Here is a 19,954-nt window from a genome sequence, read left to right on the forward strand (position 1 = left end):
CGCAGCCGTAAGCCTGCTAGATAACGATAATGTCCGCCCTCGTTCTCATCGCTGCTCTGGCGTGCGCCTCGCCCGATCCTGTCGCGTACGGCCAAGCCGCTCAGGCGTCCTGTGCGCAACCCGCCGCCCTGCTTCCAAACGCCAGAGAACGCCGCGCGATTCTAGGCGCGCTTCGTCCTGTGGTGGAGCGGGAGTTAGGCGGGCCGATCGAGTTCGTGGTCACCCAGATCCGCGTGATCGGCCCCCACGCTTTCGCCATCGTGACGCCCCAACGCCCCGACGGCGGCGCGATCCGTCCCACCAACGACGAGATGGACGGCGTGCGTACCGAAGCCATCCTCGCCAAACGGAACGGTCGCTGGCATGTCGTCAAGCATGGCATCGGCGCCACCGACGTCTGGTATGCTGGCGAGATCGACAACTATCCCGTCAACCTGATCCCGGCATGTTGAAGCCCTCCGTCCTCTTCGTATGCCTCGGCAACATCTGTCGCTCGCCTCTGGCGGAGGCGGCCCTGCGGGCTGAGGCGCAGCGGTTGCGTAGGGATTTGATCGTGGATTCCGCCGGGACCGGGGACTGGCATGCGGGCGAGGCGCCGGACCCGCGGGCGCAGGCGACGGCGCGACGTCATGGGGTCGAAATTTCGGGATTGAAGGCGCGCCAGGTGACACCGGCGGACTTTCGCCGCTTCAATCATGTGATCGCCTTGGACCACGAGAATCTGAAAAACCTGCGCCGCCTGCGTCCCGACGATGCGACCGCCGAGCTCAGCCTGCTGCTCGACCATGTTCCCGGCCGCGAGGGCCAGGCGGTGGCGGACCCCTATTTCGGCGACGACGACGGGTTTGAGATCACCTGGGCCGAGGTGACGGCGGCGGCGCGCGGCCTCGTCGCCAAACTGTAACCCGCTCCCGTCGGGAGAGGGCTTGAGCGCACGCGCAGCGGCCGTCTTGGCGCGACCCCAAGCGCGGCGCGAGGCAGCCGGGGGATGAGGGTCGGATGCTTGACCTCTGTCCTGCGACGGCTCACGCTGACCGATGGAGCCGACGCCCCCATCCGGCCCCACCTTCTCCCACCGGAAGAGGGAAAGCATGACGCCACGTCCGCGTTTGACGTAGCGGCGGTTTACGGCTGCGGTCATGACCGATGTTTATCGCATCCGCGCCGCTCAAACCTGGGCCCAGGCCCGCGCCGACTATCTGTCGGGCCTAAGCGCAGAGGCCGTGTGTCGCCGCCACGACCTGGGCCTGTCCGCCTTTCGGCGTCGCGCCCGCAAATATGGCTGGCGGCGCAGCGATCAGGTCGAGCCCCCGCCCGGCGAGACCGATCTGAGCCTTTACGACGATGTGGACATCAACGACCTGGCCCAGACAGCGCGGCTGCGTTTCATCGAGGCGACGGAGGGCGGTCGGGCCACCGACGCGCGTCGCTGGCAGCGCCTGTGGCTGGACCTTCGCGACGCCTCCCGCGAAGCCGACGCCGAATTCTTCAAGGGCATGAGCCGTGAAGAGACCCGCGCCCTGATGGAGTTGGAACGCCGCGAGATCGAAGAGGAGGACGAGGCCCTGCTGGGTCCGCCGCCTGCGGACTGATCCCGCTGCGACCCGCTCGCAAAAATCTGCACGAAAGTGCACTCAAAAAAGTTCTGAGCGCAGTTTTCCAGATCAGGCGGTCGGGGCCAGCACCTTCAGGAACAGCACCCGCGCCGCGCCATAGTCGCGCGCGTCCAGCCGCTCATAGCCGGGCGTGTCGATCTCCGGCTCGTCCGAACCGCGCTCGAACACCACGATGGCGCCGGGCTTGAGCCAGTTCCCCTCCAGCAGGCGCGCCAGCGTCTGTTCCCCCAGCCCCTTGCCGTAGGGCGGGTCCAGAAAGGCGATGTCGAACGCCTCCGCAATGGGGCCTGGCCGCACGCCCAAATCGGTTGCGCTGCGTCGATGCACCCGTGTGCGCCCCATCAGTCCATAGGCGTCGGCGTTCTCGCGGATGGCGCCGCGCGCGTCATCCTCGATCTCCACGAACAGGCAGAAGGCCGCCCCCCGGCTGACCGCCTCGAACCCCAGGGCGCCCGACCCGGCGTACAGGTCGATGACCCGCGCGCCCTGCAAGCCTTCGCCCCAGGCGGCGTGTTCCAGAACGTTGAACACCGCCTGGCGCGCGCGGTCAGAGGTCGGGCGTGTGCCCTTCCCTTCCGGCGTGACGATGGAACGGCCCTTAAGGCTGCCTGCGACAATCCGCATCCTTCGTCAGGCCTCTGGCGGAGCGAACTGAGCGTACAGTTCGTCGGTGGTCAGGCGGGGCCGATCCCCCGCCAGGGCATAGGTCTCGGGCTTGCTGTCGATGCAGAATTCGTCCTCCAGCACGAAGGCGGACGGATCGTCGAACGCCTGGGCCGACACCATGGTCAAGGCGCCGTCGTTGGAGCGCCAGAACAGGCCGGTCCCGCACGCCGGGCAAAACTGGCGCGTCGCCCACTCGGACGAGGCGTAGGTCGCCACCGCCCCCTGAACCTGCACGCTGTCGCCGCAGTCCACGCTGAACAGGATGCCGTCCGACAGGCGCCGGCACATGCCGCAATGGCAGGCGTGCATCCCGCCTCTGGGCATGGCGCTGAATGTCACGGCGCCGCACAGGCACCGGCCGGTGGAAGACGACGTCATGCCTTAGCTCTCCTCGGCGGCGCGTCTCAACGAGGCGCGCGCGGCTTGCCGCCGGGGCCACGCCCGCTGGTTCCCGATGGCCCAGCCGGCTTGGCGCCGGAACGCGGCTTGAAGTCGCGCCCTCCCGAGCCCGCGCCAGGACCAGCACGCCCGGCAGGCTTGGCGCCTGGCCTTGCCCCTGCGGGCTTCCTGCGGTCGTCAATGAACTGGTCGTCGCGCGGCTTGAAGGCGCGCTTGGGCCGGTCGCCGTCCTCCCGCGCCGGACGCTCCCCGACGGGAGCGGTGCGCTCGCGCGGCTTGAAGGTCTTGGAATGTTCGAACCTGGGCGCGGCCTTGGCCCAGCCCTCCTTCTTGGCCGGGCGCTCGCGGCGTTCGACGGCGTCGGCCTGGGCGGTTTCGGCGGCGCGCACGCGGCTGGGCTTGCGCGACGGATCCGACATGGCCGAACCCGATCGGCCCTTGACGATGGGCGTGGACACGCGGCGGCCGGGGATGGGCGCGGGCGTCTCGACCGTATTGCCGGTGGGCAGGTTCTCGGGCCGGATGTAGTCGGCCAGCAGTTCGCGGATCACGCGCGGCCCGACCTCCTCCACCGCCCCGACGGGCAGCACGTCCAGGCGGAACGGGCCATAGGCCAGACGGATCAGGCGGTTGACCGTCAGGCCGACCGATTCCAGCACCTTGCGGACCTCGCGGTTCTTGCCCTCGGTGATCGAGACCGAGATCCACAGGTTGGCCGGGGCCTTGCCGTCCTCGGCCTTGCTTTCCTTGGCCTTGTCCAGCTTGGCCTCGATGGGACCATAGGACACGCCGTCCACGACCACGCCGTCCTTCAGCGCGTCCAGCTGTTCCTGAGTGATCTTGCCGCGCGCCCGCGCCCGATACTGACGCACCAGCGAGGTGGACGGCAGTTCCAGCGCCCGGCTCAACTCGCCGTCATTGGTCAGCAGCAACAGGCCTTCGGTCGCCAGGTCCAGTCGCCCGACCGAGATCACGCGGGGCAGGCCCGCAGGCAGGGCGTCGAACACCGTCGGCCGCCCCGTCGGATCGCTGTGGCTGGTCAAAAGGCCCGCAGGCTTGTGGTAGCGCCAGACGCGCGTCGCCTGGGTCGAACCGATGGGCTTGCCGTCCACGGTGATCACGTCGTCGCGCGTCACCAGCGTGGCGGGCGTGTCCAGGATGCGGCCGTTGACCGCCACCTTGCCCAGGCCGATCAGCCGCTCCACCTCACGGCGCGAGGCGATGCCGGCGCGGGCCATGGTCTTGGCGATTCGCTCGGCGCGCAGCGGGGTTTCGGGCGTCTTGGACTTGCCGTCCTTGCCGCCCTTGTCGGTGCGCGGCTTGTCGCTGCGGGGGCGGTCGGCCTTGTCGCCGAAACGCTTTGCGCCGTCGTCGCGAGGGCCGCGCGGCTTGTCGCCGAATGATTTCGTCCCGTCGCCGCTCTTGCGGGGACCGGAGGATTTAAAGGGCCGGGGCGACCGTTCGTCTTGACGGGCGCGGGGCTTCTTGTCGTTGTCGTCTGTATGGCGGACCATGATGAGCGGTTCATGCGCATGGCGCTGGACCAAGCGCAAGCGGCGGCGGACGCAGGAGAGGTGCCCGTGGGCGCAATTCTTGTCGATCCCGCCTCAGGTGAGGTAATTTCGACCGGCGCCAATGGCCCGATTGCGTCCCGCGACCCCACCGCCCATGCCGAGATCGTCGCCATGCGGCGCGCGGCGACGGCGCTGGATAACTACCGCCTAACCGGCCTTACTCTCTATGTAACGCTGGAGCCCTGCGCCATGTGCGCCGGCGCCATCAGCCACGCCCGCATCGGCCGCGTGGTCTGGGCCGCCGACGATCCAAAGGGCGGCGCCGTCATTCACGGGCCGCGTCTGTTCGAACAGTTGACCTGCCACTGGCGCCCAGCGACCGACTCAGGTCTCCTGGCCGATGAAGCGTCGTCGCTGCTCAAATCCTTCTTCCGTCAGCGGAGGGGAACGGGGGCAGGCCGCGCACGTTAGACCGCCGCGAAAGCGGCGCCGTTGGGCGACGCCGTGGAGGAAAAGACCTTGTTCAAGCCGGATCTGCCGCAGTCGATCGTGTTCAGCGGCCTGGCCGCCCTGGCCCTGCTCACCGCCTGCGGCCCGGACCCCGACAAGGCGCCCCGCAGCGGCGATGAGGTCAAGGATCGCGCCGTCGCCGCCCAGACCGCGCGTCAGCGCACAGGCGCCGAGATTCAGGACCGCACCCTCAACCGCGTCGTCCACACCGTCTATCTGTGCGACAATGGCGAGCGCCTGTCGGTCGATTTCGACAATCCGCGCCAGATGGCCACCGTCCGCAACTCGTCCGGCGAGGCGGTGGACCTGTATCAGGAACGCGCCGCCGACGGGATCTGGTACCGCGCCTCCAACGTCGAACTACGCGGCAAGGGCGTGCTGGCCACCTGGTCGGTCGAGGGCCGCCAACCGACCGACTGCCGCGCCGTCGACTGACGCCGTTGCGGCGGACGCCAACGGCGCCTAGCTGGAGCCCATGTCCCTGATCGACCGCCTCGGTCTGAGCGTTCCCGTCATCCAGGCCCCGATGGCGGGCGTCTCCACGCCACGGATGGCGGCGGCCGTCTCCAACGCTGGCGCCTTGGGCTCCATCAGCGTCGGCGCGACCGATGCGGTCGGCGCGGGCCAGATGATCGCAGACACCCGCGCTCTGACCGACCGCCCCTTCAACGTCAATCTGTTCGTCCACGCCGCGCCGCGCCGGGATCCTGTCAATGAGGCGGCCTGGCTTCAGGCTCTGGCGCCCCAGTTCGCGGCCTTCGGCGCCGCGCCGCCGGCCGGTTTGGGCGTGATCTATCGCAGCTTCGCCGACGACGACGCCATGCTGGCCCGATTGCTGGCCGATCCGCCTGCGGCGGTCAGCTTTCATTTCGGCCTGCCCGACACTACCCGCATCCGCGCCCTGAAAGCGGTCGGTTGCCTGCTGTTGGCCACCGCCACCACGCTGGACGAAGCCCTGACCTGCAAGGCGGCCGGCGTGGACGCCCTGGTGGCGCAAGGCTGGGAGGCTGGCGGCCATCGCGGCATGTTCGATCCCGACGCCGAGGACAGCCGCCTGGGCGCGATGGCCCTGACCCGACTTCTGGTCGCCCGCGCCGGTCCCGTCATCACCGCCGGTGGGATCATGGACGGACAGGGCGTCCGCGCGGCGCCGAATCTCGGCGCCGTCGCGGTCCAGATGGGCACCGCCTTCGTCGCCTGTCCCGAAAGCGCCGCCGACGCCGGATACCGCGCCGCCTTGGCTGGCGACGCCGCGCTCCATACCGTCATGACCCGCGCCATATCCGGCCGCCCCGCCCGCTGTCTGGCAAATCGCTTCACCGCTTGGGACGCGACGACCGCGGCCGTCCCGCCCGACTATCCGGTCGCCTATGACGCCGGAAAGGCGCTGAACGCCGCCGCCAAGTCCGCTGGTGAGTTCGGCTTCGGCGCCCAATGGGCCGGTCAGGGCGCCGCCCTGGCCCGCACCCTGCCCGCCGCCGACCTGATCGCGGCGCTGGTCGCGGAGATGGACGTCTAGCCGAACGCCGCCAGCCGCCGCTCCAGGCGGTCGCGGACCTCGGGCCAGTCGTCGTCGATAACGGCGAACATGGCTGTGTCGCGGGCCCGGCCGGTCCAGGTGGTCTTGTGCTTTCTCAGCACCCCCTCGGGCTTGGCGCCCAGTTTCAGGATGGCGGCCTGGCTCCGCGGGTTGAGGGCGTCGGTGATGATCTCGACCCGCACCGCCCCGGCGTCGAAGGCATGGGCCAGCAGCAGTCGCTTGCACGCCGGATTGATGGGGCCGCCCCGCGCCTCGGGTCGATAGAAGGTCGAGCCGATCTCGCAGCGGCGATGGGCGGGATTGATCTCGTAAAGGCTGGTCGTGCCCACCACCGCCCCGTCCGAGCGCCGCCGCACCGCATAGGCGATCCGCGTCCCGGTCCGCATCGCCGCCAGCGCCGCCTCCCACCAACCGTCGAAATGGTCCCCATAGGCGGGCCCCACCATGATCTCCCAAGCGTCAGGATCGCAATCCAGCGCCGCACGGATCTCGGCCTCCAGCCCGTCTTCGAACGGCTCCAGCCGCACGAAACCATCCTCCAGCGGCCCCATGCCGATCCGCATCACGCGGTCGCGCCTTCTTCGATCAGGAAGGCCCGAACCTTGGCCGCATCCACACCCTTGGCCACGAAAGCCTCACCGATTCCGCGCGCCAGGATCAGTGTCAGCGCCCCGCCCTCGGCCTTCTTGTCCCCGGCCATCAGGGCCAGCAGACGGTCGGCCCCGAACGCGCCCGCCTGTTCCAGCCGCGTCGGCAAACCCGCGGCGGCGACCACCGCTTCGACCCGCGCGACATCGGCGGCCGAACACAGACCCTCGCGCGCCGAATAGCGGAAGGCCATGCAGCAGCCCAGCGCCACCGCCTCGCCGTGCGCCAGCGCGCCTTCGTCAAAGCCCACTTCCGTCTCGACCGCATGGCCGAAGGTGTGGCCCAGGTTCAGCAGGGCGCGCCGCCCGGCCTCTTTTTCGTCTTCACCAACGATGGCGCTCTTGATCTCGACCGAGCGGATCACCGCCCGTTCCAGCGCCGCCGGATCACCGTTGGCGCCCACAGCGCCCTCGCCCGCCAGCCAGTCGAAGAAGGCCGCGTCGCAGATCAGCCCGTGCTTCAGCACCTCGGCCCAGCCCGAGCGCACCTGACGTTCCGGCAGGGTCGCCAGCACGTCGATGTCGGCCAGCACCAGACGCGGCTGATGGAAGGCGCCGACCAGATTCTTGCCGCGCGGCGTGTCGATGGCCGTCTTGCCGCCGACCGACGAATCCACCTGGGCCAGCAGGGTCGTCGGTATCTGCACAAAGTCGATGCCGCGCATGTAGAGCGCCGCCGCCAGACCGGCCAGATCGCCCACGACCCCGCCGCCCAGGGCGATGACCACATCCTTGCGGTCCAGCCCGATCTCCAGCAGCCGATCCAGCACACGTTCCAGCTGGGCGAAAGACTTCGACCCCTCTCCCGCCGGCACGGCGACTATCTGGGTGTTCACACCCGCCGTCGCCAGCGATTCGGCCAGGGCCGCGCCGTGGATCGCCGCCACAGTCTCGTCCGTAACGATGACCGTGCGCCCTTTCGCCAGGGGCGCGATGCGCCCGCCCGCCTGGGCCAGCAGGCCGCGCCCGACCACGACGTCATAGGCGGCGAAGGCGCCGCCGCTCACGGCAAGGGTGGTCATGTCCGGGTCTCCGCGCGTCTTCGATTGCGCCAGTGCCGGCGCAGGTTCTTGTGAATGGCGTCCACCGCCTGGCCGTGCGAGCCTTGGCCCACGTCCACCGTCACGTCCGCCTCGCCATAGATGGGATAGCGCGCCTCGGCCAAGGTGGTCAGCACCGCCAAGGGGTCCTTGCCGCGAAGCAAGGGCCGCGTGTCGCGTCGCGCCACGCGCTCTGCGATCACGGTCAGATCGGCCCTCAGCCAGATGGTGTCGGCGCGATCCTTCAGCAGAGCCCGCGTTTCGGCGTTCATCATCGCCCCGCCGCCGGTGGCCAGCACGATGGGCGGACCCTCCAGCAGGCGACGCATCACCCGCGCCTCGCCCGCCCGGAACTCGTCCTCGCCCAAGGCCGCGAAGATTTCCGACACTGTCATGCCGGCCGCCGCCTCGATCTCCACATCGCCGTCGGCAAAGGGCAGCTTCAGTCTATTGGCCAGCCGGCGCCCGACTGACGATTTGCCCACCCCCATCAGCCCGACCAAGGCTATGATGCGCGTCGGCGCCGGATTCGCGCGCCGCCTCATCCGGCGGCTCCGGCGGAACGGACGGTCGAAGGAACGGCGAAGGCGAAGGCGCAGGCAGGCATGATCCCTGAAACCTCTACACCAAGCCAGACCATGCGCCATCCGTTCGGCGCGCGGATCGTGCGATGACGCCTCAGATCGAGGCCTTTCTGGAGATGATGGCGGTCGAACGCGACGCCTCGCCCCACACCCTGTCGGCCTATGGTCGCGACCTGGCCGATGCGGAAACTGCGCTGGCCGAGGCGGGCGGCCTGATGCAGGCGGACGCCGAGGCGGTGGAAGCCTGGTTCGCCGATCTATCCCGACGCGGCTTGTCGGCCGCCACCGCCGCACGCCGCCGGTCCGCCGCGCGTCAGTTTTATCGATTCGCCCTGGCCGAGGGCTGGCGCGCGGACGATCCATCGCGCCGCCTCGACGCGCCCAAACAAGGGCGGTCCCTGCCCAAGGTGCTGAGCCGCGCAGAGATCGACGCCCTGCTGGCCGCCTCGGCCGCCCGCGACGCGGCGGCGGGCCTGCGCCTAGTCGCTCTGGTCGAGATGGCCTACGCCTCGGGGCTGCGGGTGTCCGAACTGCTGGGGCTCAAGATCGAGGCGGTGCGGCGCGATCCGGCCTATCTGATCGTGCGCGGCAAGGGCGGCAAGGAACGGCTCGCGCCCCTGAACCCCGCCGCCCGCGAGGCGATCAAGGCTTGGCTGACCGCCCGCGACGCCAAACTCAAGGGAAAGGATGGGCGCAAGCCTGACGGACCCGACAGCCCCTGGCTCTTCCCCTCCTTCGGCCGCAGCGGCCACCTGACCCCGCGCCGCTTCGCCCAGTTGCTGGACGAGGCCGCGATCACGGCCGGCATCGACCCGGCCCGCGTCAGCCCCCACGTCCTGCGCCACGCCTTCGCCACCCACCTGCTGGAAGGCGGCGCCGACCTGCGCATCGTCCAGACCCTGCTGGGCCACGCCGACATCGCCACCACCCAGATCTACACCCACGTCGCCACCGACCGCCTGGCCCAGGTCGTCCACCAGAACCACCCCTTGGCGCGCGACGACTGAACCGCCGCTTGCCGGGCGGCGTTGACCTCTCTAGTTTCCCCTGCCTTCCCCAAGGGCGCTCTTGCCCGTTTGCAGTTCCCGGACGCCTTGATGGCCACGCACTATCTCGACTTCGAAAAGCCGATCGCCGATCTGGAAGCCAAGATCGAGGAACTGTCGCTGCTGTCCGACACCTCGGGCGATTTCGACAATGAGATCGAGGCCCTGCGCAAGAAGGCCGATCAGCTGCGCAAGAAGACCTATGCCGGTCTGGATCCCTGGATGAAGACCCAGGTCGCGCGCCACCCCCAGCGTCCGCACTTCGTCGATTATGTCGAGGGTCTGTTCACCGACTGGAACGAACTGCACGGCGACCGTCAGTTCGGCGACGACCAGGCCATCCTGGGCGGTCTGGCGCGGTTTCGCGGTCGGCCGGTGGTCATCATGGGCCACGAAAAGGGTCATGACACCACGACCCGGATCACCCACAACTTCGGCATGGCGCGCCCCGAAGGCTATCGCAAGGCCGTGCGCCTGATGGACATGGCCGAGCAGTTCGGCCTGCCGGTCCTCAGCTTCATCGACACGGCCGGCGCCTATCCGGGCCTTGGCGCCGAGGAGCGGGGCCAGGCCGAGGCCATCGCCCGCTCGACCGAACGCTGCCTGACGCTGGGCGTGCCTTCCATCGCCACCATAACCGGGGAAGGCGGTTCGGGCGGGGCCATCGCCATCGCGGCGGCCAGCCGGGTTATTATGCTGGAGCATTCGATCTATTCGGTCATCTCGCCCGAGGGCGCGGCGGGCATTCTGTGGCGCGATGGCGCGCGGGCCAAGGATGCGGCCATGGCCATGAAGATCACCGGCCCCGACCTGATGCAGTTGAAGATCGTGGATCGCCTGATCGAGGAGCCGACCGGCGGCGCTCACACCGACCGCGAGGCCGCCATCGCCAAGGTCGGCGACGTTCTGGCCGAGGAACTGAGGGGCTTCGCCGGCCTGTCGCCGCAGCAGATCAAGACGCAACGCGCCGAACGCTTCTACGCCATCGGCGCACTGTAGGGCGCCAGCGCCAGCGTTAACGCAGCGTCCATCATCGTCTGACAGGCTGACGTCCTATCCACAACGGTTGCGGGGCGCACGGCCGGCCATGATAACGAGGGCGGGTTCGATCCGGGGCCGAACGGCATGAGCGGCGGCGAATCTCTGCGTGAAAGCGCCGTCTTCAATCTGACGGGCGCGGTTACGATGATCGTCGATGATTCGCCCTTTTCGCTGACCCTGACGGCCAACGCCCTGGCCGGTTTCGGCATCAGACCCAGCTTCGCCATCGGCAGCGGGGCCGAGGCCAAGCGGCTGCTGGCCGAAAAGACGGTCGATCTGCTGGTCATCGACACCGACATGCCTGACATTGACGGGTTCGAACTGGTCCGCTGGCTGCGGCGGTCCGGCCCCAACCCGAACGCCTTCATCCCCGTCATCATGACCGCCAGTCATATCCGGCGCGGCCGGGTCGCCGAGGCGCGCGACTGCGGGGCCAACTTCGTCGTGACCAAGCCGTTCAGCCCAGCGCTGTTGCTGGAGCGCATTCTTTGGGTGGCGCGCGACACCCGGCCGTTTCTCGAGGTCGGGGACTACCTTGGGCCGGATCGGCGCTTCCGCCACACCGACTACGAAGGCGTCGAACGTCGTGCGGACATGTTGCGCCGCAAGACCGCGATGGAGAGCGTGGCTCTATGACCGTCATCACCCACAACCAGAAACGCTCGCGCCTGGCCGAAATGATGGATCGGCCCGGCGGGATCAGCGTCGGCGTCGCCCTGGCCCAGGCCAGATCCAATCTGGACGCCCTTCAGAGCCAGGCGCGCGACATCATCGCCCAGAACATCGCCGTCCTGCTGACCAAGCCCGACCCCGACCTGATCGAGCCGTTGCGGCTGGATGCGGCCTATTCGGCCTCCAGCCAGATCATCGACGCGGCCAGCCCCTTCTCGATGGACGACCTGTGCACGGCGGCCAAGGGACTGTGCGACCTGCTGGACGCCGCGCCGCGCCAGGGCGGCTTCGACTGGCGCATCGCCACCGTCCACGCCCAGGCCATGAAGGTGCTGCTGTCCCTGCCGGCAGAGGAGCAGGCCGCCCGCACCGCCATCCTGACCAATCTGCACGAAGTCCTTCGTCGCAAACTGCCGGCCGCCGATCAGTCTGCGGTCTGAGCCGCCTTTCCGGCGCGGGTCTGCTTCTTCCACAAGGCGGCGTATTCCCCGCCCTGACGCGCCACCAGTTCGTGGTGGGCGCCGCGTTCGACGATCCGCCCGGCCTTCAGGACCAGTATCTGATCGGCGTCCGCCACGGTGGACAGGCGGTGCGCGACGACCAGGGTCGTGCGGCCATTCCGGGCCTTGCGCAGGGTTTTCTGGATCGCCGCCTCGGTTCGACTGTCCAGGGCGCTGGTGGCCTCGTCCAGGATCAGGATGCAGGGGTCGGCCAGCAGGGCGCGGGCGATACCGACCCGTTGACGCTCGCCGCCCGACAGCTTCAGCCCACGTTCGCCGACCTTGGTCTGCATTCCTTCGGGCAGGCCCCGGATGAAGTCGGCCAGTTCCGCCGCCTCGGCCGCCGCCCAGACCTGGACTTCGTCGGCGTCTGGGCGAGCGAAGGCGATGTTGGCCGCCAAGGTGTCGTTGAACAGGGCCACATCCTGCGGCACCAGGGCCACCGCCGCCCGCAACGACGCCTGGGTCACATCGCGCGCGTCGCGACCGTCGATCAGCACCCGCCCTTCCTGGGGGTCCAGAAGGCGCAGGGCCAGTTTGACGATGGTGGACTTGCCCGCGCCGGACGGCCCGACCATGGCCGTGGTCGTACCGGGCGGGGCGAAGAAGCTGACATCCTCCAACCCGTTGGCTCGCGCGTCGTGGCGGAAACCCACATGCTCGAACCGCACGGCCGCACCGCGCGCATCGGCCGGGCGCGGCAGGGCGACGGCGTCGGGCGCATCGGCCACCTGCGGCGTCTGGCGCGTCACCTTCAGCATCTCCTCCATGTCGATGAAGGACTGGCGGATTTCCCGATAGGCGAAGCCCAGGATGTTCAGCGGCGCATACAGCGAAATCATGATCAGGACGGCGGCGGTCACATCGCCCGGCCCCATCCGTCCTGCCGCCGCCTCGAACCCGGCCATCACCGCCATGACGCCCAGTCCCAGGTTCATGACCAGGGCCTGCATCCCGTTCAGCAGGGCCAGCGAGCTGTTGGCCTTCAGCGACGCCTGGGCGTAGTCGCCCAGCGCTCGCTCATAGGTCTGCGCCGCGCGCGTCTCGGCGCCAAAGGATTTCACCGTCTCATAGTTCAGCAAAGCGTCCACCGAGACGCCGGCGGCCTCGGAATCGGCGGCGTTCATGATCCGCCGATGCTCCAGCCGCCAGTTGGACATGGCGAAGGTGGCGATGGTGTAGATGACCACGACCGCCACGGCGACGGCGGCGAAGCGCCAGTCGTATTTGCCGCCCAGCACAGCGGCGGCCAGCACCAGTTCGACCCCGGTCGGGACCAGGTTGAAGGCCAAGATGCGCAGCAGGAAATCGACCGCGCGCGATCCGCGATCCATCGTCCGCGACAGGGCGCCCGAGCGTTTGGTCTGGTGAAAATCCAGCGACAGGCTCAGCGCATGCGCAAAGGCTTCGGCCGCCGTGGCGCGCTGGGCGGCTGCGCGAACGGGTGCGAACACGACGTCGGAAATCAGCGGCGAGGCCGCCGAAAGCAGCCGCACCAGGGCCCAGCCCACCGCAAAGGCGGCGAAGCCCCAGCCGACGGCGACCGCCGCCCCCTGCCCGGCCGCCAGCCGATTGACCGCCGCGCCGAGCACCAGCGGCGCCAACACCCCAAGCCCCTTGCCCGTCAGCGTCAGGGCGATGGCCGAGATCAGCCGCAGCCGAAGCTGCGGCGCGCCCGAACGCCCCACCAGCCGCGCAAGATCCGCGAGCGCCGTCAGCGTCGCCGGTCCGTCCGCCTTGTCATCCATGCTCCCGGCCTGCTGCGCCTTGACCATCGGGTCGCGCCGGCCGCCTGAGCGCTCTCCACGCATCGCCATCCGCCGCATATGGAAAGCCATTGCGACCGGGGAAAGGCCACGCTGACGCGCGGCCGGGGATTAGTCGCTCAATCCAGCCCGACGATGGCGTCCAACAACTCGTCCACCGCCGCCGCTTGGGTGGCCCAGGAACAGACGAACCGCACCGACCCGTCGTCGAACGGATAGCAGGCCCAGCCCAGGTCGATCAGACGCGCATGCGCCTCGGGCGACATCCGCACGAAAACGGCGTTGGACTCCACCGGATGGGCCAGAACGAAGGATGATCGTGTGGCGATGCCCGCCGCCAGCCGCTGCGCCATCAGATTGGCGTGGGCGGCGCCCGTTTCCCAGTCGCCGCTTTCCAACAGGCCCAGCATGGGCCCGGACAGCAGTCGCGTCTTGGACGCCGTCTGCCCGGCCTGCTTCAGTCGGTTGTCCAAACGCCGCGCCAGGGTCTTGTCGAACAGCACGATGGCCTCGGCGCAGTTCGCCCCGGCCTTGGCCCCGCCGAACACCAGCACATCCACGCCCAGGCGCGGAATATCCTTCAGGTCGAACCCCGCCGCCGCCGCATTGGCCAGCCGCGCCCCGTCCATATGCACGCGATAGCCCCGCGCCTTCACGGGCTCGATCAGGTGGCGCAGTTCCTCCTCGGTATAGATCCCGCCATATTCCGTGGCCTGGGTCAGGGACAAGGCGGCGGGCGGCTGACGATGGCCGACCTCGGCCTCGGCCAACTGCGCCTGCAGGGCCAGGGCGTCGATCTTGCCCGAAAAGCCTGGCAGGCCGATCAGGCCGACGCCATGACCGAAGAAGCCCGGCGCGCCCGTCTCGTCGGTGCAGATATGCGCCGCATGATGCGCCATCACCGCCTCATAGGGCTGGGCCAGCATCGACAGGGCGATGGCGTTGGCGGCCGTGCCGCTGAACACGAACCGCACCTCGGCGTCCGCATCCAGCCGCTGCCGGATCTGATCGGCGGCGCGCGTGGTCACGTCGTCGCCGCCGTAAGCACGGGCGAACCCCTTGTTGGCGCGCACCAGGCCTTCGATGGCGCTCAGCGCCATGCCCGCCGTATTGTCGGACCCGAAATCGTAGCGCATCAGCCGGCCTTGCCCGGAAGACTGCGAACCGGCGCGTCGATGGTGTCGTGACCGGCGTCGCCATAGGGTACGGCGACCTGATGCGGGAACGGAATCTCGATCCCGGCCCCGTCTAGCGCTTCCTTGCCGCCCTGCATCAGATCGGCCTGGGTCTGCCACCAGTCGCCGACCTTGACCCAGGCGTGCAGAGTGATCTGGACCGAACTGTCCAACAGGCCCGTCACCCCCGTCCACGGCTTGGGATCGTGCAAGACCTTGTCGTGCGACCCGGCGACGTCAGCCAGCACCTGACGCGCCTGGTTCAGGTCGTCGCCATACCCGACAGTGAAATGAATCTCGATCCGCCGGGTCTGCTGCCCCGTCAGATTGGTCAGGGAGTCGCTCAGGACCTTGGAGTTTGGAATGACGATCTTGTGGTTGTTGGCGTTCGACAACTGGGTCGTGAACAGGTCCAGCCGCTGCACCGTGCCCGACATCCCGCCCACGTCCACCACGTCGCCGACGCGATAGGGCCGCAGCACCAGCAGCATGATACCCGACGCCACGTTGGACAGCGTGCCCTGCAACGCCAGACCGACCGCCAGCGACGCCGCGCCCAGCACCGCGATGATCGAGGTCGTCTGCACCCCCAGCCGTTGCAGCACGGCGATCATGCCGACGATTATGACCACCACCCGCACCACCTGTACGGCGAAGCTGAGGACCGTCGGGTCGTGCCGGAAGCCGCGCACCCGCGACAGGGCCTTGCGCGCCGCGCTGGACGCCCATTTGGCCGCAAACAGGGTCGCGACGAAGATCAGGATGGCGATGGTCAGGTTGACGGCGAATTCGCCGGCCAGTTCGGTCAGTTTGGCGATCATGACCGCATCGACCGCAATGGCCTTGCGGCCGGCGGCGACCGCTTGGTCCAGGGAGGCGACGTCAAGAGAGAGGGTCGAAGACATGGGCCGGGTCTAACGCTTGACGCCGCGATTGGAAGCCCCGAGCGCCCGTTTTCATGCCTTGGCGATGCGTCCGCCGCCGCTTTCTATGGCGTCCAGCAGGTTCATCACATTGTCCAGGGTGTCGGCCTCGCGCGCGGGCTTGTCCCAGCGGATGCGGCTGACGCGCGGAAATCGCATGGCCACGCCCGACTTGTGCCGGGTCGAGCGGTTCAGCCCCTCGAAGGCGATCTCCAGAACCAGGCCGAAATCCCGCTCGGCCCGCACCGAGCGGACGGGTCCGAAACGATCCACCGTGTGATCCCGTACGAACTTGTCCAACTGCTTCAACTCCTCGTCGGTGAAGCCGAAATAGGCCTTTCCGACCGGCGTCAGCACCCCGTCATCGGTCCAGACGCCGAAGGTGTAGTCGGAATAGAAGCTGGATCGCTTTCCGTGCCCGCGCTGGGCGTACATCAACACCGCGTCGATGACGTGCGGGTCGCGTTTCCACTTGAACCACGGCCCCTTGGGCCTTCCGGCCAGATAGGGACTGTCCCAGCGTTTCAGCATCAGCCCCTCGGCCGCCGCCCCGACCGGCGGATCGGCCCTCAGGCGCGCCAGCTCGTCCCAGTCGGCATAGTGGACCAGCGGCGACAGATGCAGCCGCTCGCCCGCATGATCGGCCACCAGCGTCTCCAGCCGCGCGCGACGCTGGCGCAGAGGCAGACTGCGAAGGTCTTCGCCGTCCTGCGCCAGCAGGTCATAGGCCACCACCGCCGCCGGAAAGGCCTGCATCGCCTTGGCGTCCACCGTCTTGCGGTTCAGCCGCTGCTGCAGATCGCCGAACGGCGCCACCGCCCCCTCGCGCCAGACGATCAGTTCGCCGTCGATGGCGCCCTCAAACGCCAGGGCGTCCATCACATCGGGGAAGGCCGCCGAAATCTCGTCGCCGGTGCGGGAGTAGAGTTTGCGCACCTCGCCCTCCAGCACGGCCTGGACGCGGATGCCGTCCCACTTCCATTCGGCGGCGTAATCGGCGGGCGACAGTTTGGGCAGATCGACCGCCTCGTCGATGGCGACCGCCAGCATGACGGGCCGGAACCGACCGGGCGCATCGGGGCTTGGCCGCTCGGCCCGCCCCTCCAGCCAGGCGAACAGGTCGGCATAGGGCGGCTCCACCGCGTGCCAGACCTCCTCGATGGCCGAGGCGTCCAGCGCCTCCAGCGTCGTCTCCCCTTCGTCGCCGTCCGGCGACGGCGGCGTGGGCGCGACGTCGGGGCGCATCATCGCCGCCGCCGTCTTGGCCAGCCGCGCCGACAGGCCGACCCGCAGGGCCCCGGTCATCAGCTTCAACAGCGCCCACCGCCCCTTGGGCTCCAGCGCATCCAGCCAGTTTTCCAGCAGGCCCCGCACCTCGACCCGGCTGGCCGTCCTCAGCGCCTCGACCACCTCGGCCAGTTCCGGCTCGCGGTTGGGGCGGCGGTCCGGCGTCACCGGCCAGATCAGGGCGACCGTCTCGGCCAGATCGCCCACATAGTCGTAGGACCAGCCGAACAGCACGCTGTCCACCCGCCCCTCCACCGCCTTTCGGATCATGGCCGGCTTGGCGGCGTCGAAGGTCAGGTCGCCGGTCAAGGCGGCCAGCGCCCACCCCCGGTCCGGGTCCGGCGTCGCCCGCAGATAGTCGCGCACCAGCACCAGTTTGGCGTTGCGCGACGCCGTTAGCGACAGGCGATCCAGAAGTTCGGCGAAGGCGCGCATTTCCATCCCTGTCCTGGCGCGCCAACCGTCGCCGCTGGTCTCAAACGAAAAACGCCCCGGAGGTTTCCCTCCGGGGCGCTTGTCGCCGGTGCGACGGCCTAGTTGAACAGGCCCGCGATCACGGCGGTGATCAGACCACCCGCAACGGCCGCCAACACGACGTCGTTGCCGCTGCGGACATATTGATAGCCGTGGGGCGGGGCGCGCAGACCGTAGCGGCCGTAGTCGCGCACAACATAGTCGTTGGTGCGGTAGTAGGACGGCATCCGCTGACCATATCGCCACGACCGGACCTCATAACCGCGCGGCGGCACATAGCGCGGCGCCTGATAACGGCGCTGGGCCTGCTGCCAGCGGGCGTAGGCGCGCTGTTCTTCGCGATAGGCGTGGCGCTCGCGCCGTTGCTCGTGGCGGAAGTCGCGGCGGTCATGTCGCTGCTCACGACGGAAATCGCGGTGATCCGGGCCGGGCCCATGGCGCGCGGCGGGGCCGTGCGGACCATGCGGGGGCATGGGCTGTGCCGAGGCCGCACCCGCGGCGCCCAGGGCGCCGGCGGCCATGACTGCAGCGATCGCGGCGGTGAGTGTCTTTCTCATGGTCGTGTCTCCATCTGCGGCCGAAACGATTCGACGCTTTGCCTTTATGGAGGGGGCGGCCTGAGGCCAGTCTGAACCGCGTCGTTCGGCCGAGGTTCATCGCACGGCCGCACTCTGGCCGTAATGGATCGTACGTCAGGCGGCGGCCGAAGCCTCCGAGGGCTGCTCGAAGGCCATGGCGACCGCGTCGCGCCCCCCGCCGACCCGGCCCATCAGCAGGGCCAGGGCGCTGAAGTCGATCGGCTTGTTCAGATAGGCGTCGGCTCCGGCATTCAGGCCCGCCTCGTGATCCTCCGACCGCGCGGAGGCGGACAACACGACGATGGGCGTGTCGGCGTTCAGACCGCCGCTTTCGCGGATCAGGCGTGTCGCGCTCAATCCATCCATCACCGGCATGTTGACGTCCATGATGATCAGGTCGAACGGCTGGCTGGCGGCGCTATCGACGGCGATCTGGCCGTTTTCGGCGGTGGCGGTGATATGGTTGGCCGAACTCATCCACGCCTCCAGGATCATGCGGTTGACCGGATGGTCCTCGACCACCAGCACGCGAAGCGACTCGCCGCCCTCGATTTCGGCACGGACTTCTTCAGCCATGACCGGCTTGGCCCATTCCACCACCTCGGCCTCGATATCCAGGGTGAAGCACGAACCTTCCGCCAGTTTGGAGGTGACGGTGATGTCCCCGCCCATGATGTTGGCCATGCGCCGCGCGATGGTCAGGCCCAGACCCGTGCCGCCGAACCGGCGCGTGGAGGAGCTGTCCACCTGGGTGAACGGCAGGAACAGCCGCTCCAGATCGGCCGCCGCGATGCCGGCCCCGCTGTCCTGGACGATGAACTGGAAACGCACGCGCTGATCCGAAATCCGGTGCGAGCGCACGGTGTAGTGGATGCGTCCCGCCTCGGTGAACTTGACCGCGTTGGACAACAGGTTCTGCACGACCTGGCAGACGCGCAACGGGTCGCCGCGCACCACGGTCGGCGTTTCGCCCTCGAAGGTGGAGACGAACTCCAAACCCTTCGCCTCGGCCTGGGCCTCGAACGGGCCGGTGATGCGCTTGTGCAGACTGTCTATTGAGACATCTACGACCTCGAAATTCATCTTGCCCGCCTCGATCTTGGTCATGTCGAGGATGTCGTTCAGCAGCGACAGCAGATTGTCGCCCGAGTTGCGAATGATCGACAGATACTCCCGCTGGGTCGTCTCCAGTCGTGTCGCGCTGAGAAGTTGGGCGGCGCCCAGCACCCCGTTCATCGGCGTTCTAAGCTCGTGCGAGATCACGCCCAGAAAGTTGGACTTGGCGTCATTGGCGGCGTTGGCCTTGTCGCGGGCCGCCTCAAGCTCTTCAATCAGATGCGCCTGGTGCGCCTGGAAGACGCGAATACGTTCTTCGCGCAACAGGGTCATGGTCACCAGAACAAACAAGCCGGCGGCGGTGAACGGCAGAACCGCCAGCATGGACCAGAACTCGGCTCCGCCCCACAGGCTCATCAGGATGATCGCCGCTGAGGCGCCATAGGGTGATGAAATGATCAGGGCCTGTCGCGGCGAACTGCGAAGCTGAGCGAAAACCAGCACGTAGCCGGAAATGATCAGGGCCAAGGCCAGCGGCTGACCAAAGCTGGCGCCGGAAAACCACGCCAGCAACGGCGCCGTCGCCCACGCGCCGGTGGTGACGGTTGCGACAGTGGGAAAGACCAGCCCCCAGCCGCCTTCAACGCGATGGCTGACTCGACGCTCGACCACGCCGCGAACCGACCCTGCCACGACAGTCAAACCAAACCAAAGCGTCGCCTTGAACCATCCGATCGTGCCCAGCAGTCCCAGGGCCCAGGAGGCGATGATCATATAGCGCAGATATTGCGTCTGCAGGATGGCCGTCAGGGCCTGGGATGCATCCCCGGCGCGCTGATCGCCTGGCAGCGCCTTCGCAACGCCGTCTGATTCCACCATAGCCCAGAGCCCCACCTTCTGTTTGGTGGCGTGACGCTATG

The 19,954-nt window shown here is 68.5% G+C and carries 22 protein-coding genes; 10 read left to right on the forward strand and 12 right to left on the reverse strand.

Going from position 1 to position 19,954, the window contains the following annotated elements; translation table 11 throughout:
• Positions 1-29 precede the first annotated feature (29 nt).
• The 3 genes from KZX42_RS03495 (at position 30) to KZX42_RS03505 (ending at position 1,592) form a co-directional block, all read left to right on the forward strand.
• Positions 30-452 carry a hypothetical protein gene (locus KZX42_RS03495; protein WP_248117126.1) on the forward strand — a complete coding sequence of 141 codons (423 nt, stop codon included), beginning with the start codon at positions 30-32 and terminating at the stop codon, positions 450-452.
• Positions 446-904, forward strand: coding sequence for a low molecular weight protein-tyrosine-phosphatase (locus tag KZX42_RS03500; protein ID WP_248117128.1), 459 nt, complete (start codon positions 446-448; stop codon positions 902-904). The genes KZX42_RS03495 and KZX42_RS03500 overlap by 7 nt, the downstream gene beginning before the upstream one ends.
• A gap of 235 nt (positions 905-1,139) precedes the next feature.
• Positions 1,140-1,592: a hypothetical protein gene (locus KZX42_RS03505; RefSeq protein WP_248117130.1), complete on the forward strand. Its 453-nt coding sequence runs from the start codon at positions 1,140-1,142 to the stop codon at positions 1,590-1,592.
• Between the two features lie 72 nt (positions 1,593-1,664).
• On the opposite strand, the gene rsmD is transcribed toward KZX42_RS03505, so the two are convergent.
• Genes rsmD through KZX42_RS03520 form a run of 3 tightly spaced genes read right to left on the reverse strand, consistent with a single transcriptional unit; the run spans position 1,665 to position 4,195 of the window.
• Positions 1,665-2,240, reverse strand: coding sequence for a 16S rRNA (guanine(966)-N(2))-methyltransferase RsmD (gene rsmD, locus KZX42_RS03510; RefSeq protein WP_248117132.1), 576 nt, complete (start codon positions 2,238-2,240; stop codon positions 1,665-1,667).
• Positions 2,241-2,246: 6 nt separating this feature from the next.
• Complete coding sequence (locus KZX42_RS03515) at positions 2,247-2,660, reverse strand: GFA family protein (protein ID WP_248117134.1); 414 nt, start codon at positions 2,658-2,660, stop codon at positions 2,247-2,249.
• 26 nt (positions 2,661-2,686) lie between these two features.
• Complete coding sequence (locus KZX42_RS03520; RefSeq protein ID WP_248117136.1) at positions 2,687-4,195, reverse strand: pseudouridine synthase; 1,509 nt, start codon at positions 4,193-4,195, stop codon at positions 2,687-2,689.
• Positions 4,196-4,207: 12 nt separating this feature from the next.
• Here KZX42_RS03520 and tadA point away from each other — a divergent pair, with 12 nt between their 5' ends.
• From tadA to KZX42_RS03535, 3 genes are read left to right on the forward strand one after another with little or no spacing between them, the layout of a single operon-like run.
• On the forward strand, positions 4,208-4,666 hold the full coding sequence (gene tadA, locus KZX42_RS03525; protein WP_248117275.1) for a tRNA adenosine(34) deaminase TadA: 459 nt from the start codon (positions 4,208-4,210) through the stop codon (positions 4,664-4,666).
• 21 nt (positions 4,667-4,687) lie between these two features.
• A complete protein-coding gene (locus tag KZX42_RS03530) occupies positions 4,688-5,140 on the forward strand; it encodes an MliC family protein (protein WP_248117138.1) in 453 nt (150 codons plus the stop codon).
• Positions 5,141-5,180: 40 nt separating this feature from the next.
• Complete coding sequence (locus KZX42_RS03535) at positions 5,181-6,224, forward strand: nitronate monooxygenase (RefSeq protein ID WP_248117140.1); 1,044 nt, start codon at positions 5,181-5,183, stop codon at positions 6,222-6,224.
• Here the strand turns inward: KZX42_RS03535 and KZX42_RS03540 are convergent.
• From KZX42_RS03540 to KZX42_RS03550, 3 genes are read right to left on the reverse strand one after another with little or no spacing between them, the layout of a single operon-like run.
• Positions 6,221-6,808, reverse strand: coding sequence for a GNAT family protein (locus KZX42_RS03540; protein ID WP_248117277.1), 588 nt, complete (start codon positions 6,806-6,808; stop codon positions 6,221-6,223). The genes KZX42_RS03535 and KZX42_RS03540 overlap by 4 nt on opposite strands.
• Positions 6,808-7,914: a 3-dehydroquinate synthase gene (gene aroB / locus KZX42_RS03545; protein ID WP_248117142.1), complete on the reverse strand. Its 1,107-nt coding sequence runs from the start codon at positions 7,912-7,914 to the stop codon at positions 6,808-6,810. The genes KZX42_RS03540 and aroB overlap by 1 nt, the downstream gene beginning before the upstream one ends.
• On the reverse strand, positions 7,911-8,477 hold the full coding sequence (locus KZX42_RS03550; RefSeq protein WP_248117144.1) for a shikimate kinase: 567 nt from the start codon (positions 8,475-8,477) through the stop codon (positions 7,911-7,913). Before KZX42_RS03550 ends, aroB begins: the two co-directional genes overlap by 4 nt.
• Positions 8,478-8,602: 125 nt before the next feature.
• Between KZX42_RS03550 and KZX42_RS03555 the strand changes: the two genes are divergently transcribed.
• The 4 genes from KZX42_RS03555 (at position 8,603) to KZX42_RS03570 (ending at position 11,715) form a co-directional block, all read left to right on the forward strand.
• The gene (locus KZX42_RS03555; RefSeq protein WP_248117146.1) at positions 8,603-9,523 is read left to right on the forward strand and encodes a tyrosine recombinase; all 921 of its coding nucleotides are present in this window, start codon (positions 8,603-8,605) and stop codon (positions 9,521-9,523) included.
• Between the two features lie 90 nt (positions 9,524-9,613).
• A complete protein-coding gene (locus KZX42_RS03560) occupies positions 9,614-10,561 on the forward strand; it encodes an acetyl-CoA carboxylase carboxyltransferase subunit alpha (protein ID WP_248117148.1) in 948 nt (315 codons plus the stop codon).
• Between the two features lie 126 nt (positions 10,562-10,687).
• Complete coding sequence (locus KZX42_RS03565) at positions 10,688-11,239, forward strand: response regulator (RefSeq protein ID WP_248117150.1); 552 nt, start codon at positions 10,688-10,690, stop codon at positions 11,237-11,239.
• Positions 11,236-11,715 carry a chemotaxis protein CheE gene (locus tag KZX42_RS03570; protein WP_248117152.1) on the forward strand — a complete coding sequence of 160 codons (480 nt, stop codon included), beginning with the start codon at positions 11,236-11,238 and terminating at the stop codon, positions 11,713-11,715. Before KZX42_RS03565 ends, KZX42_RS03570 begins: the two co-directional genes overlap by 4 nt.
• Here the strand turns inward: KZX42_RS03570 and KZX42_RS03575 are convergent.
• From KZX42_RS03575 to KZX42_RS03600, 6 genes are all read right to left on the reverse strand, one after another.
• Complete coding sequence (locus KZX42_RS03575) at positions 11,700-13,523, reverse strand: ABC transporter ATP-binding protein/permease (protein ID WP_248117154.1); 1,824 nt, start codon at positions 13,521-13,523, stop codon at positions 11,700-11,702. The genes KZX42_RS03570 and KZX42_RS03575 overlap by 16 nt on opposite strands.
• A gap of 137 nt (positions 13,524-13,660) precedes the next feature.
• The gene (locus tag KZX42_RS03580; protein WP_248117157.1) at positions 13,661-14,677 is read right to left on the reverse strand and encodes a beta-eliminating lyase-related protein; all 1,017 of its coding nucleotides are present in this window, start codon (positions 14,675-14,677) and stop codon (positions 13,661-13,663) included.
• On the reverse strand, positions 14,677-15,621 hold the full coding sequence (locus KZX42_RS03585) for a mechanosensitive ion channel domain-containing protein (RefSeq protein WP_248117159.1): 945 nt from the start codon (positions 15,619-15,621) through the stop codon (positions 14,677-14,679). The genes KZX42_RS03580 and KZX42_RS03585 overlap by 1 nt, the downstream gene beginning before the upstream one ends.
• Positions 15,622-15,672: 51 nt before the next feature.
• A complete protein-coding gene (locus tag KZX42_RS03590; RefSeq protein ID WP_248117161.1) occupies positions 15,673-17,361 on the reverse strand; it encodes a cisplatin damage response ATP-dependent DNA ligase in 1,689 nt (562 codons plus the stop codon).
• A gap of 98 nt (positions 17,362-17,459) precedes the next feature.
• On the reverse strand, positions 17,460-17,957 hold the full coding sequence (locus KZX42_RS03595; protein WP_248117163.1) for an RcnB family protein: 498 nt from the start codon (positions 17,955-17,957) through the stop codon (positions 17,460-17,462).
• A gap of 135 nt (positions 17,958-18,092) precedes the next feature.
• Positions 18,093-19,913 carry an ATP-binding protein gene (locus KZX42_RS03600; protein WP_248117165.1) on the reverse strand — a complete coding sequence of 607 codons (1,821 nt, stop codon included), beginning with the start codon at positions 19,911-19,913 and terminating at the stop codon, positions 18,093-18,095.
• Between the last annotated feature and the right edge of the window lie 41 nt (positions 19,914-19,954).

Origin of the sequence: Brevundimonas sp. EYE_349, assembly GCF_023147505.1 — a bacterium.
Classification (GTDB): Bacteria; Pseudomonadota; Alphaproteobacteria; order Caulobacterales; family Caulobacteraceae; genus Brevundimonas.